This is a genomic window from Dactylosporangium sp. NBC_01737 (assembly GCF_035963215.1).
GTDB lineage: Bacteria > Actinomycetota > Actinomycetes > Mycobacteriales > Micromonosporaceae > Dactylosporangium.
Map to the genome: position 1 here is coordinate 7,520,150 of NZ_CP109153.1, position 14,521 is coordinate 7,534,670.

The following is a 14,521-nucleotide window of genomic DNA, read 5'->3' on the forward strand; positions in this document are numbered from 1 at the left end:
GGCGCGGTGACCGTACGTGACCTACTCCTGGAGGTGGCAATGCGCGGGCGACGCAGCGGATCGCGGGTGCAGGTCGACGACGAGGCACAGGCCTCGACACCGGCGGGCTGGCCGACGGGTGGTGACGTGCTGGCCGTCGTCGACCCGCACGCCATCGCGCAGCAACTGCTGGAGAAGGTGTCGAACGACGACATGCTGGCACTGCTCAAGCGGGTCGGCCCGGAGGTGTCCCGGGTCGTCCTGCACGTCATCAACCTGAACCTGTCGGGCAAGGTCAACGCGGGGATGGCCGGGCAGCTGCTGGTCCGGCTGCGGCACGACAAGGTCACCGCCTCCTCGCACGCGCTGCGGGCGTTGCTGTTCCCGGTGGTCGAGGTGTTCCGGCGGCTGGAGCTCGACGCCGACGAGTGGAGGACGCTCGTCGAGTCGGCGGACCAGCGGATCGACTACGAGTTCGACGAGTACCTGTTCCGGGCCGTCCAGCAGGTCCCGGCGAGCCTGCGCCCGGTCGGCTTCGCCGTCGCGATCGCCCATCGCAGTTCCGCCGCGGCCGCCGCTCTCGGCTTTCTGGCCCGGCAACGCCCGGACCTCGCGGAGCGGTACGCGGCGCTGCGCGCGGCGTACCCGGCGCTGCCGTCCACCTACGGCGTCGACGTGGCCGACGTCGTCGACCCGGCGCGGGGCGCCGCGACGGCCGGCGAGTCACCCGGTCACGACGCCGGCCCGTTCGATCCGGCCGCCGAGCTCGAACGCGTCGAACGTGACTGGGCGCTCGCCCGCAGTGCCGCCGAGCGGGCCGGCAGCGCCCTGACGGCCGGGACCCTGCCGGCGGAGGAGGATCTCGTCGCCATCGTCGACCTCGGACCGCAGGTGCAGCGATCCGCCCGCCGGTTCGCCGCCCAGGTCGGCGGGGACGTGGCACCCGACCTGGACGCGCTACGAGCGGCAGCCACGACGATCGAGCGGACCCGCAGCCGGTCCTGGCTGCGACGACTGTCCGGATTGAGCGTCCCGGAGCAGCTCGGCGATGTGCTGGACGACGTGCGGGCGGCCGTGTCGCGCGCCGCGACGGCCCCGGAGGACGACGCGGAGCTGCGCAATCTGCGCTCCCTCTACGACTTCCTGGTCGCCGCGGCAGTGTCGGCCGAGCACGCCCGCGAGCACGCCGACCGGCTCGCGCTCGACGAGACGCTGCCGGCGCCGCTGTCGACGCTGGTGTTCAAGGAACTGATCAAACCCGGACTGCTGGTGCTGCCGGCCGGCGCGGGCGAGGCCGAGACCTCCGTGGGCCACCCCGCGCCCGCGGAGCCCGCCGATGACGACCGGGACGCCGGCGGTGCGCCGGACGCCGAGCCGGTCGAGCCGGTCGCGACCGCGCCCGCGGACGCGACGGCACCGGCCGGACCTCAAGGCCCGCCGCCGGCGTCCGAGGACCCCATGGACACGCTCGACGCGGAGCTGGGGGAGCTGCTCGACGAGCGGTTCGACCGGTTGCTCACGCCGCCGGCACCGCCGGACACCACCGTCGCCCCCGGCCCCGCCGCGCTCCCGGATCCGTCCGGGAAGGCCGTAGAGCAGCACGCGCATCAGGTGGCCGCGCGATCGGCGGCGGCGCCACCACCGCAGTCCCAGCCGCCCGCACCGGCGATGCCGGCGGCATCCACCCCCGCCGGCGACGGCGAGCGGCACCGGGACGCCCCGCCGGCCGCCATGACGACGATCACCGAGGCGCAGGCGACCCTCATCGAGGCCAGCCGGTTCGGTCTGGCGGCCCGTATCGCGGAGGCCACCGGACGGCCACCGGCCGTCGTCGCGGCCCGGCAGGCCATGGCCTACGCGGCGAACCTGCGCGGGTCTGCCGGCTCGCTCGCCGCCGCGTTCGCCGCGGGCGCCGAACACCTCACCCGCGCCAGCCTCGCCGACGACCGCGCCGGGCAGTTGCTGGGCTGGGGCGCGACGATCAGCGTGGCGGCCTCGGTCCACCTGCCGCAGCTGGCACCGGTGCTGGAGGACCTGCAACCGGCCATCGACGACTACGCGGGGCTGACGGCGCTGGGCCGGGCCCTGTCCGACGCGACCCGCAGCGGCATCGTCGTCGCGCAGGAGACCGGCGCGACCATGGCCGCCACGCTGGACCTGGAGCAGGTGGCGCAGCGGCACGCGGACCGGGCGGCGCACCTGATCGACATCGCGCGGTCGAGAAGCATCAAGTACGCGCCGGCCAACGCGGTGTACCTGGCGTGGATGAGCGAGCGGGGGATGCTGGGGACGCTGCTGCGCCTCGTCCTGCGCAACGACGTGACACGCCTGGCCGAGGTGCGTGGGCAGATCCTGCACGCGCAGGGCCAGGAGGACCGCCGGATCGACGACCAGTACGCCAGGCAGCGTGGACGGCGCAACTCGAGGATCGAGGCCGGGGCCCGGCAGAAGCTGCGGGCGCAGTACCGCGACGCGTTGCAGGTCGCGTCCGACTGGGTCTCCACGGTGGAGCGGCTCCGCCAGCTGCAGGAGCAGCACGCGGACCCGTCCGCCGAACGGGTCGACCGCATCCGCCGGGAGATCCTGCGCTGCCGGGACGACGTGCGCCGCGACATCGAACGGTTGCGGACGGAGGAACGCGCCCGCGGGCGCATCGAGGTGATCGCCGCCGCCGGTGCGGTCGGCGACCTCATCCAGCGCATCTTCGACGGCTTCGGCGGCCAGGCGGCGGAGCTGACGGGGCCGGAGCCGTCGGCGGACTACGTCGCCAACGGCGAGCTCGCCGCGACCGACCTCCTGCTCGACCCGCACCGGCTGCGGTTCGAGCCCCGGCTCGGCGAGGCGCACCTCGATCAGCTGGTGCGGGTCGCGTCGGGCCCGCCGATGGCACTCGACGAGCTCTACACCCACCGGGCGCGGCTCGGCGACCACGACGTCACCCAGCGGCTCATCGACGAGGCCCGGGTGGTCGATCCGCCCCTGGCCGGTGAGCTCGCGGAGCGGCGGGCGGCCGACGAGGCGGAGTGCGGCGCGCACCTCCGCCCGGCGCTCGAGGCGATCAAGCTCAAGGTCGAGCAGGACCGCATGGCCGGCGTCCTCGACGAGCGCCAGTGGTCCTTCTACGCGTTGGACGTGGAACGGCTGGAGGCCCACGGACGCCGCGACTACCGCAGGATCGCGGAAGAGATCGCGACCCTGGACCACGTCCTCGTCGAGACCAGAGCCGCCGTCGTCGACCAGCTGCTGGCCGAGATCGACCGGGAGGCGTTCGACAACGAGAAGGTCGCCGCGCATCAGGAGCGGCTCAAGGCGATGGCGCGTCAAGGTGAGATCGCCGGCGCCGAGGAGTATCTGGAGCAGATCCGCGCCGGTCGTGACCTGCCGGCGCCGGACCGGTCCGCGCGGCATCTGAGCCGGTTCTTCCCGGCGGTGCCCGAGCTGTTCGCGACCTGGCCGGAGCTGCTGGAGTCGCTGCTTGACGGGTTGCGCCGCGACGCGGTCGACGACGGTCTCGACGCCCTGCACCAGGCGACCGAGCTGTCGGTCAGGAACCTCGACGAGCGCCGCCGCCGGGCCGGCGAGCTGTCGGTGAAGTCCTGGCTGGGCCTGTCGGCCCGCAAGCTGCGCGCCCACGGCCTCGACACGCAACGCGCGCTGATCGAGGTGCTGAGCCAGGCGGGTATCGAACTCAAGAGCGCCACCCCCGACTCACCCGAGACGAAGGAGAGCCGCTGGTGGGTGCTCACCGACGTCGGCGTCATCGGCCGCGCGGCGAACCCGGCCCTCGGCTCCCGGATGAGTCCTGACGGCGCGACGCTGCGGGTCCTGATCGTGCACGCGGCACAGTCCGTCACCAGGCTGGTCGAGTCGTTGCGCGACCAGAGCGAGGAACACACCGTGCTCGTCGTGTGGCTGGGTGCGCCGTTGCGGGCGGCGGAGCGGCGCACGCTCATGGAGGCGACCCGCGGCCGCCCCCGCCCGTCCCTGCTGCTCATCGACGCCGCGGTGCTGGCCTACCTGGTGCTGCAGCCGGAGGCGTTGCGTGGCCCGTTCCTCGACGTCGCGGTCCCGTTCAGCGCGGCCAACCCGTATCAGGACAAGGCCGGCGACGCGGCGGAGGAGATGTTCTTCGGGCGGAGCCGGGAGCTGCGCGAGGTCCAGGCGATGGACGGCTCCTCGATCGTCTACGGCGGACGGCAGCTGGGCAAGTCCGCCCTGCTGCGGGCGGCGCAGCGCGAGTTCGTCCGGCGCAACCGGAGCAGCGTCGCCGCCTACCTCAGTATCTTCTCCATCGGCAGCGACGGCCAGGCCGCGAAGATCTGGCCGGAGCTGTGGCACAAGCTCGCCGAGCACGGGATCCTGCCCGACACGCCGCCACAACAGGACCCTGCGCGCGGGGTCTACGACGGCATCCGGGCCTGGCTGCGCAAGGACTCCACCCGGACGCTGCTGGTGCTCCTCGACGAGGCGGACGCGTTCCTCGAGGCCGACTCCAGGCAGCAGTTCGTGGAGATCGACTGGTTCCGCCGGATCATGCAGGACCCCGGCAGCGCGGGCCGGGTCAAGCTCGTCCTCGCGGGCCTGCACCGCACGGCGCGGTTCAGCGCGGTGCCCAACCAGCCGCTGTCGCACTTCGGCCAGCCGATCCTGATCGGGCCGCTGGGCCCACAGCAGGCGTACGACATGATCATCCAGCCGCTGGCGACCCTCGGCCTGCGGTTCGCCAACCCGCAGACGGCACCGGCGCACATCATGGCCTACACCAACAACATCCCGGCGTTGCTGCAGATCCTCGGCCAGGCGCTGGTGACGCAGGCGTTCAGCCGCGTCGTCGGCGACGACGAGCCGCCCGGCGTCATCACCGACGATGACGTGGCCGCGGTCATCCACAACGCCGGCCTGCGCGGGCAGCTGGTCCAGAAGTACAACCTGACCCTGGACCTCGATCACCGGTACCGGGTCATCGCGCTGGTCCTCGCGCTCGCCGCCCACGAGGAGGAGACGGGTTCGTCCGGCCTGTCGGTGGAGGAGATCGCCCTGCGCTGCCGGATGTACTGGCCGGCCGGCTTCCAGGACAGCCCGAGTGACCAGGTGCCGAGTCTCGTCGACGAGTGCGTCGACCTCGGCGTGCTGGCCCGCGACGGCAACCGCTACCGAGTCCGGACGCCAACGGTGCTGCGGCTGCTCGGCGACCACGAGAGCGTCCTGCAGAAGCTCTTCTCCGCACCGGAACAACTCGAGGTGCCCCGCGTGTCCCGCCGCCTGCACTTCCGGCGCGACCTCGGCGAAGGCAAGCCCTGGCGCTCGCCCCTGACGGAGCTGCAGGTCGACCGGATCGCCAAGGCGAGTGGCCCGCTCATCATCGTCGGCACCAGAGCGCACGGCATCCATTTCGTGGTGCGCGCCCTCGAGGCGGTGCGCGGCAGGCTCTCCGTCGACGAGGTCCGCCGGATCCCCAGGACCGGCATCGATCAGGTCCGTCACGCCGTCGCCACGCATCCACGCTCGCTGGTCGTCGTCGACGCCACCAGGTCCACGCCGGACGAACTGGCCGCCCTGTACCACGGGATCGAACCCACCGCCCGCGTGGTCATCCTGGCGTCGCTCGCCACGGCGCCGGCATGGGTCCGCATCGAGCACCGCATGGCCCTGAGCCGCCTGGGTCGCGACGGGCTGCGCCTGTGGTCCGAAGAGGAGAACCTGCCCTTCCACGACGCCGCCGGCCAGCACACGCTCGACTCGAAGGTCGGCGGGTGGCCGTCGCTGCTCGCCCGCGTCACCGAGAAGGCCCACTCCGACGGCAACCTCACCGGTGAACAGCTGCTGGCGTGGTTCGACGAGTGGTGGGCCGAGCGGGGCGCGGCGGCCCTGCTCGCCGACATCGGCCTCGACGACCGGCAGGACCCGGTCGCGCGGCTCGCGGTCGCCGCACTGGACGTCGCGACGACCATCGGGGCGGTGGCGGTGCAGGACCAGGCCGTGCTGGTCCAGATGCTCGGCGAGCACCTGCCGGTCGAGGCGCTGGCCTGCTTCACCGGCCCCGAGGAGCTGTTCGACGTGCTCTGCGTGCTGGGCCTGTTCGACATCGACAAGAACGGCATCCAGCTCGACCCGGTCCATCTGGACGCAATGCGCCGCACCGGCGTGATCGATGGATGATCCGGGCGGCCCGCTGGCGGATCCGGCGGTTGCGGCGGTGCTGTCCACGGCGGTGGACGTCGTCCGCCGCCGCCGCCCGCGGCTCGGCTCCACAGCGTCGGTGCTCGGCAGCCGCTCCGGTGTCGACGTGGTGCTCGACCTGCTGGCCCGCAGCCCGGCGCTGCGATCGGTGACGGCCGCGGCCATCGCCGGCGGCGACCGGTCCGCGACGGTCGCGTCGGCGCCGATCGCGCGGCTGCTGCTGTGCGCCGACCCGGCCCAGGCGACGGCCGGCGTGGCCTGGCTGCGTGAGCGGCTCGACGCGCGTGAGGCGGACCTGCGCCGGCAGGAGCGTGAACGGGTCCGGCGGGAACGTGAGCAGCGCAAGGCCGACGAGCTGCGCCAGAAACGGGACCGGGCCGTCACCAGGGCCGCGACGCTCGGCGCCGAGCTGGCCGAGGTCCAGGCGCGGGCGGCCGAGCTCGGCGACGAGGTCACCAGGCTGCACGGTCAACTCGTCGCGGGTCGCGCCCAGCTCGAACGCGCCCGCGCCGAGGCGGAGCAGCCGCAGTCGCTCGCCGAGCGGCTCCTGCGGCTCATCGCCGCGCCGGCGCGTGACACGCGGGACGTGCAGTCCGGCGAACCGCAGCGGCGGACCGGTGCGCTGTCACCCGCGGCCCTGGCGGCGGCCGGCCGGCAGGTCGGCGTCCCCGACGCCGCCGGATGGCTCCCCGCGCTGCTCGGCGCCCTGGCCCGGCCCCGCCCCGCCGAGGTGCTCGTCGGCGTCGAGCGGACGCTGCAGGTCGAGGTGCTCGGCGGCGGCGACGAGATCGGCGGCTCCTGCGTCCTGGTCACGGCGGGCGGCACCCGCCTGCTGATCGACGCCGGCATCCGGCCCGGCGGCCGCACCGCGCAGGAGTGCGCGCCACCGCGCATCGGTCACGCGCTGCGCCGGCGGATCGACGCCGTCGTGGTCACCCACGCGCACAACGACCATGCGGGCTGGGTGCCGGTGGTGCTGCGGGAGCAGCCCCAGACGCCGGTGTACGCGACCAGCGCCACCATCGACCTGCTCGGTGTGCTGTGGCCGGACTCGCTGCGCACGCAGCACCGTGACCTGGACGCGGCAGGCACCTCCGGGCGCCGGCACTACGAGCCGCGTGACGTGACCGTGGCGCTGGAGGCGCTCACCGCCGTCGAGCACGGCACGACCCGCCGCGTCGGCGAGCTGACGGTCGAGCTGTTCCCGGCCGGGCACATCCTCGGTGCGTCCGGTGTCGTCGTGCACGCGGGCACCCGGCGCGTGGTGGTGTCCGGGGACGTGTCGAAGACCGCCCAGTACACCGTCGGCGGGATCGATCTGCCCGACAGTGCCAAACGCGCCGACCTGCTGCTGATCGAGTCGACCTACGCGGGGCAGGGCCGGAAGCGGCCGAGATCCGTCGCCGTCGGCGAGGTCGTCGAGGCGGCGTCCGCGGTGGCGGCCGTGGGCGGCCGGTTGCTGGTGCCCGCCTTCGCCTTCGGCCGGGCGCAGGAGCTCGCCATGCTGTTCGCCACCGAACTGCCCGGCGTCGACGTGCTCGTCGACGGGCTTGCCCGTGACGTGGCCGAGGTGTACGAGCAGCACCTCAGCCCGTCCGGCACGCCGATACGGATCTTCGGCGCCTCGGTCAGCCCGGTGCCCCGCGGCAGAACCGCCCAGTACATCCAGCAGATGACGAGCGGCATCGTCATCGCCACGTCGGGCATGCTCACCGGCGGACCCGTGGTGAGCTGGGCCCGCACGGTCCTTCCCGACCCGGCCTCGGCCGTCATGCTGGTGGGTTTCCAGCCCCGCGACTCCGTCGGATTCCAGCTCCGCGAGATCGCCGCCGCCGGCGCCGGCAAGATCGATCTTCCGGCGGGCCATGGGAGCAACGGCCCGGTGGAGGTCAACGCCCGCGTCGTGGACCACCAGCTCGGCGCGCACGCCTCCGAGGATGAACTGATCGAGGTGATCCGGGACGTGACCCCGGACGCCGTCATGCCCGTGCACGGGACACGGCAGGCGCAGCGGGCCCTCGCGGAGCGGCTGGCCCGGCGGGGACAGGTCACCGTGTCACCGACGTCCGTCTGGCGTGCCGAGCCCTCCTGAGCCCGCTACGCCGCCCCGGAGCCGGTGGTACGGGCCTAGGGTGGCCGGATGGACGACGACAACGGCTCGGTCATCGGCGGTGACCCTCTCCGCGACGGGATGCACCTGTCGCTGCGATACCGGCGCGACTTCGTGGTCACCGACGCGGCGCGGCTGCTCGCCGCCGCCCGGCGGGTCTTCCTCGAGCTCAACCCGGACGCCGCACCGCAGGACGCCGACGTGGCGGTGACGTGCGCCGCCGACGCCATCTTCACCATCCTGGAGGGCGCCGGCCTCTTCGGCGACGCCCTCGAGTCCCGCCTCGCCGCGCACGAGGCCGACGGCCTGCGGGCCGGCGGCTCCCGCGCCCAGGTCGTCATCGACGAGCCGGACCCGCTGCGCGCCGGCTGGGACTGTTTCCGCACCGGCGACGTGTACGCGCTGCCGCCGTCGGCCGTCGACCCGTGACCTGCGCGCCGGGGGAACGGCGCGCAGGTCGCAGGGGTCAGCTCGCGTAGGCCTTGACCTCCAGCAGGCCGACCGAGCTGGTGCCGTTGGACTGCAGCACGACCCGCAGGCGGGCGGTGCTGACCTGGGTGAACGTGACGGTGATGTACGCGTTGGCGGTCACCGGGTACCCGCTGGCGCCAGGCACGTCGGCGTAGGCGCTGCCGGTCCAGTACTGCAGCTTCCAGCTCGACGGCACGTCGATGCCCTGGTTGTCGTCGAACAGGTACACCTGCGCCCGCTTCAGCGTCTGGTTCGCCGGCCAGGTGAGCTCGGCCCACTGCTGGCCGCTGTTGGGCCAGGTGCCCCAGCGCGGGTTCACGGTGTCGTTGGACGACGGCGGGTCGATGCCGTCGTTGATCGCCGCGACCGACTCCCACGCCGAGGTGTAGGACGCCGACGCGGTCGCCGAGCGGGCGAGGTTGCTGTCGGGCTGCGGGTTGCCGCCGCCGGGACCCTTGATGAGGAACAGGTTGTCCGCGACGTTGTAGTACTGCGACAGGTACGACCCGGCGGGCGGGTTGGTGCTGTAGTAGTCGTCGTGGTTGCAGTCGAGCCGGTCGTCGTGGGACCGGTTGGTGCACACGGTGCGGATGACGACGTCGTCGCCGTCCTTGTAGCACATGACGTCCCACTCGTCGACGCAGTGGCCGTAGCCGGACGCGTTGGGCGCGTTGTTGTTGACGGCGCCGAGCGTGTGCCCGAGCTCGTGCGCGGCGACCCCGGCGGACCAGCAGCCGTTGTCGGCGCGGGCGTACTCGGGGCCGCTGTTGGAGCGGTTCGCGTCGCTCTTGCGGGTGTCGCCGGCCAGGCCGCCGATGCCGCAGTACACATTGGCGTCGACGAACTGCAGGTACTTGCGGTCGGTGCGGGTGTAGCCGGCGGCCTTCACGGCGTTGAGCAGCGGCGCCCAGTCGTTGGCGTTCAACGCCGAGTCGGCGATCTGCACGTTGCGCACGACCGGCCGGCACGCGCCGTTGACGGTCTCGGTGACGTACCGGACGTGCCGCTCGCCGCCGGTCTCCTTCGCGCTCTCGTTGAAGATCGTGTCGACGCTCTCGGCGAGGGTGCGGAACGTCTCCAGGTACTGCGTGTACCGGCTGGTCGAACCATGGATGTACAGGACCTCGACCCGGCGGCCGCTGGTCCCGTCGCCCTCGCAGACCGCCAGTGACTGCGCGGCGGCCGCGCTCGGCGCGGCGGCGGTGAGCGCCGGCACGCTCGACCGCACCGACAGTCCCGCGGGCACGGCGTCCGGCCCGTGCGTGCACATGACCGGGCTGGTGCCCTTGACCTCCAGCAGTCCCGGCCCGCAGGGCCCGCCGGGGCGGCGCTGCAGCCCGTCGTAGACGAGCCCCCTGGCGGCGTCGTTGGCGGGGACGGCGGTCAGGTCGGCGCTGCGGCCCGCCCGGTCGCCGGCGAGCGCCTCACCGGCGAAGGCGTTGACACCGACGAGTCCGAGCGCGGCGATCACCGCGACGGCGATCCGGGTGGTGCTGCCACGGGCGGGTCTGCGCCGGGCCGATACGGATTCGGGCATGGTGCTGGCTCCCTTCATGAGGGGTGTCGGGGAATCGATGCGATCACCGGCAGCGGTGCACGACCCGGGGCGGCGGGCCCGTCACATCGACGAAAACCTTTTCGAACTGTGGCAGGACAAATCGTCGGATGTCAATCATGTGACAACTTGTGCCAAGACTTAAGCAGCACCAAAAGCCAGCACCGGCAACCGAAAACCTTTCGGCGCGTCACCGCTCCCGGCGGACCCAGGCGACGGCCGCGGCCAGGGGGTCGGTGCCGCCGTCCTCGTCGGGTGGCAGCGGGCCGCGGTGGACGGTGCGGTGGCGGTCGGCGAAGTAGGCGACCGTCACGTTCAACCTGGTGCCGCCGCGCAGCGGATGCGTCTCGTTGGCGCTGGTCATGCCCATCGTCGCGGAGCCGAACGTGCGGACCTCGGGCCGGGCCCGGAACGCCACCGCGACCGCCTCGCCGGAGCTTGCGGTCCGGCCGTCGGTGAGGACCGCCACCGGCGCCGGCGGGACCGGGCCGGTCGTGCGCGCCAGTGTCCGGCCGCCGAGCAGGACCCGGCCCCGTCGCAGCTCCCACGTCTGGTCCGGTCCGTCCGGCGGCACGAAGTGGCCCAGGACGCCGTCGGGCAGCAGCGGCGCGACGACGGCCAGCATCGGCCACATGCTGCCGCCCAGGTTGCCGCGCAGGTCCACGACCCACCCGGCGGGCCCGGCGGCGGCGAGGTCCCGCACCAGCCGGTGGCCGGTGTCGCGGTACCGTCGGTTCGCGCCGCCGCAGGCGGGCAGCCGCACGTGGGCGACGCCGTCGACGAGCCCGCCGGTGGGCCGGTCGACGGCGCGCCACGCGCTCGCGCCCGGCGGGCGGAGGCCGCTGTGCGGACCGCCAGCCTGTCGCAGCACGCCGGCGAGGGTCTCGTGGGTGTCGGCGTAGGCGACGGCCCCGGCGCAGGCGAGCAGCGCCGCCGCCCGGACCTCGGGCCAGTCCACCGTGGCGCTGTACAGCGCGCGGGTTTCGATGACGGTGAGCGCGTCCGTCAGGTACCGCCGGACCCGCCGCCGCGCAAGCCTCCGCCACATGCCGCCAAGATAGACGGTCACGTGCCCCGTCGATGGAGCAGGAGCGCGCCGGCGAGCAGCGCGCCGGCCGCCCACGCCGCGAGGACCGCGAGCCCGGACCATCCAGCGTCGGTGGTGGACTGCACGGCGAGCCCGGCGTTCATCGGCGCGGCCCGCTGCAAGAGCCGTTGCCAGTGCGCGTTGCCCACGGACAGGGCGAGGATCGCCGGCAGGTAGAGCAGGCCGAGGACGGCACCCACGGCCGCCGCCGAGTCCCGGACCGCGGCGCCGGCACCGAGGCCGAGCAGCGCGACGAGGACGAGGTACAGCACGGAGCCGGCGTAGGCACGCACGGTCGGCCCGTCGGCGAACGACGGCGGCGGGTACCCGTTGCCGGGCAGGACGGCCCGCGCGACCAGCAGCGAGGCGAGGAACGCGGCACCGCCGGCGGCCGCCACCGCCAGGGCGAGGACGCTCGCCTTGGCGGCGAGGACCACGGCCCGGCGGGGGACGGCGGTCAGGGTGGTGCGGATCAGGCCGCTGCTGTGCTCGCCGCTGATGACGAGGACGGCCAGGATCGCCACCGGCGCCTGGCCGAGGTAGACGCCGGCGAGACTGAGCCGCACGGCGTCCAGGCCGCAGCCGTTGCCCGGGCAGGACATCGCCGCGGTCACCGCGGCACCGAGCGCCACGGTGACGGCGACGCAGGCGAGCAGCAGCCGCGCGGGCCCGGCCGTGGTGCGCAGCTTCGTGAACTCGGCGTGCACCGCATGCCTCATGCGTCCCTCCGCCGCAGCAGGACCGCGGCCAGGCCGAGGGCGACGGCGGCGTATCCGCACAGGACGGCGAGCCCGGGCAGCGGCCCGAGCGGGTAGTAGCCGTTGGCTGGGGTGTAGACGCCGTCGACGTGCGGGTACGCGACGACCGTCTGCTGCACGGCGAAGGCCGCGTCGGGGGTGACGAGCGTCAGCCACCGCTGCACGGCCGCGGGCAGGATCGGGGTGAGCACCAGCAGGTGCGGCAGGACGAGCGCCACGACGACCGTGGTGACGGCGCTCGCGCTGCGTCGCAGGACCGTGCCGACGCCGAGGGCGAACACGGCGGTGAGCGCCAGCAGCGCGGCGAGGCCGACCGCGACGCGCACGGCGGTGGCCGTGGTGACGGGGAACAGGTACAGCCCCTGGGCGCGGGCGATCCGCGCGCCGACCGGCAGGGCGAGCGCGATGGCCGGCAGGCTGGTGAGGAACGTGACGACGCCGAGCACGATGGCCTTGGCGGCCAGGACCGGGGTGCGGTGCGGGAAGGCGGTCAGGGTGGTGCCGATCAGCGCGTGGCGGTACTCGGTGGTGATGAACAGCGCGCCGATGACGCACAGCGCGATCAGGGCCGGGAACGCGCCGAACAGCAGGTCGCCCGCGACGCCGCCGGCGGGGATCTCGGACCGGGTGGCCGGCGCGATGTCACCGGCGCCGGTCACGGTGAAGCCGTCCCCGGTCGGCGTGGACGCGCCGGTCATGCGCGGCCCGTGCACGTCCACGGCACCACCGGTCGGCACCGGCGGGTACCCGCCGAACGTGGCGGTGTCGGCGCCGACCTGCTCGGCGTCCCAGCTGCCCTGCGGCCACTGCCCCCGCAGCTCGGGCCGGCCGAACACGGCGGTGGCGGCCGCGGGCACGGTGCCGTTGCCGTCCACGGCGTTCGGGCAGGCGACGAACAGCCCGGCCTGCACCGTGGCCGGGAGGCCGGCGAGCCGGACGGTGGCCACCGGGGTCCAGCGGGTGCCGTCGGTGGACACCTCGCCGGTGATCGTATCGCCGGAGCGGGTCAGCCGCAGCCGGCGCGGCCCGGCCGCGGAGACCGGCCCGGCGTGGTCGTGGATGTAGTCGTGCTGCATCCGTACCCCGTGCCCGCCGGTGACCATGACCGCCGCGTAGCTGGACCCCGGCCCGGCGCCTGCCCTGATGATCAGCCCTGCCTTCGCCCACGGGACGGTCCCGCCGCGCTCCGCGGCGATCACGGTGGTCAGTGAGGTGACGTCGACGGTGATGCTGCCGTCACCGTCCAGCGGCTGGTGCACGAAGTAGAAGCCGTCGCTGACCGGCCCGCCGTGCGGCCCGACCGGGACCGCCCTGGCACCGTCGGCGGTGGCGCCGGCGCCGGTGAGCACGGCGAACAGCACGATCATCGCCGCGGCGACCGCGGAGCCGCCCAGCCAGCCGCGCACCGACCTGAACTTGGTCCACTCAGCGTGTACCAGCTGCGCGAACGCCATCACAGCGCCTCCCTCGGCGTGACGGCGGGACGGAACTCGACCGCCTCGCGGGTGAGTCGCAGATACGCCTCCTCGAGGGTGGCCCGGTGCGCCGTGACCTCGGAGAACGGCACCGCGCCGGCGGTCAGCGCGGCCACCACGCGTTCGGCCGGCAGCCCGTGCACGGCGAGCGCGCCGTCGCCCGCACCTTCCACGGCGGCACCCGCCCGGGTCAGCACCCGTGCCGCCGCCTCGCCCGCGTGGGTGCGCACGATGAGCCGGTCCCCGGCGACCAGGTCGGCGACGCCGGCGTCGGCGATGACCCGGCCGCGGCCGACGACGACCACGTGGCCGGCGGTGTCCTGCAGCTCGCCCATCAGGTGGCTGGAGACCAGGACGGCGCGGCCCTGACCGGCGAGGTGCCGCAGGAAGCCGCGCATCCACACGATGCCCTCCGGGTCCATGCCGTTGAACGGTTCGTCCAGCAGCAGCACCGGCGGGTCACCGAGCAGCGCCGCCGCGATGCCCAGCCGTTGCAGCATCCCCAGCGAGTAGCCGCCGGCGCCCCGGCCGATCACCGGGCCCAGGCCGACCTGCCCGGCGACCTCGTCGACCCGCCGCCGCCCCAGCCCCTGGGCGCGCGCCAGCCACAGCAGGTGGTCGCGGCCGGACCGGGCCGGGTGCACCGCGGAGGCGTCCAGCAGCGCGCCGACCCGGCTGAGCGGGCGGTGCAGGCGGCGGTACGGCCGGCCGCCGATCAGCGCCCGGCCCGCGTCCGCGGTGTGCAGGCCGAGGACGATCCGCATGGTGGTGGACTTGCCGGCGCCGTTCGGGCCGACGAAACCGGTGACCCTGCCCGGCGCGACGGTGAACGTCATCCCGTCCAGGGCCGTGGCCGACCCGTACCGCTTGCGCAGCCCGGCGACCTCGATGGTGGCTTCACTCATG

At 74.1% G+C, this 14,521-nt stretch carries 8 protein-coding genes; 3 read left to right on the plus strand and 5 right to left on the minus strand.

Annotation, left to right across the window (positions count from 1 at the left end; all coding sequences use genetic code 11):
* Positions 1-66 precede the first annotated feature (66 nt).
* From OHA72_RS34325 to OHA72_RS34335, 3 genes are read left to right on the plus strand one after another with little or no spacing between them, the layout of a single operon-like run.
* Complete coding sequence (locus tag OHA72_RS34325) at positions 67-6,138, plus strand: hypothetical protein (RefSeq protein ID WP_327000193.1); 6,072 nt, start codon at positions 67-69, stop codon at positions 6,136-6,138.
* Positions 6,131-8,251: an MBL fold metallo-hydrolase gene (locus OHA72_RS34330; RefSeq protein ID WP_327000194.1), complete on the plus strand. Its 2,121-nt coding sequence runs from the start codon at positions 6,131-6,133 to the stop codon at positions 8,249-8,251. Before OHA72_RS34325 ends, OHA72_RS34330 begins: the two co-directional genes overlap by 8 nt.
* A 48-nt stretch (positions 8,252-8,299) precedes the next feature.
* Positions 8,300-8,698 carry a hypothetical protein gene (locus OHA72_RS34335; RefSeq protein ID WP_327000195.1) on the plus strand — a complete coding sequence of 133 codons (399 nt, stop codon included), beginning with the start codon at positions 8,300-8,302 and terminating at the stop codon, positions 8,696-8,698.
* A gap of 37 nt (positions 8,699-8,735) precedes the next feature.
* Here OHA72_RS34335 and OHA72_RS34340 read toward each other — a convergent pair whose 3' ends face one another.
* The 5 genes from OHA72_RS34340 to OHA72_RS34360 form a co-directional block, all read right to left on the minus strand.
* Positions 8,736-10,277 (minus strand): DUF7402 domain-containing protein, encoded by a 1,542-nt coding sequence (locus tag OHA72_RS34340; protein WP_327000196.1) that lies wholly within the window; start codon positions 10,275-10,277, stop codon positions 8,736-8,738.
* 208 nt (positions 10,278-10,485) lie between these two features.
* Positions 10,486-11,343, minus strand: coding sequence for a S41 family peptidase (locus OHA72_RS34345; protein WP_327000197.1), 858 nt, complete (start codon positions 11,341-11,343; stop codon positions 10,486-10,488).
* 17 nt (positions 11,344-11,360) lie between these two features.
* Positions 11,361-12,101 (minus strand): ABC transporter permease, encoded by a 741-nt coding sequence (locus tag OHA72_RS34350; protein WP_327000198.1) that lies wholly within the window; start codon positions 12,099-12,101, stop codon positions 11,361-11,363.
* Complete coding sequence (locus tag OHA72_RS34355) at positions 12,098-13,594, minus strand: DUF1349 domain-containing protein (RefSeq protein WP_327000199.1); 1,497 nt, start codon at positions 13,592-13,594, stop codon at positions 12,098-12,100. Before OHA72_RS34355 ends, OHA72_RS34350 begins: the two co-directional genes overlap by 4 nt.
* Positions 13,594-14,520, minus strand: a complete 927-nt coding sequence (locus OHA72_RS34360) for an ATP-binding cassette domain-containing protein (protein ID WP_327000200.1) — start codon at positions 14,518-14,520, stop codon at positions 13,594-13,596. Before OHA72_RS34360 ends, OHA72_RS34355 begins: the two co-directional genes overlap by 1 nt.
* Position 14,521 lies beyond the last annotated feature (1 nt).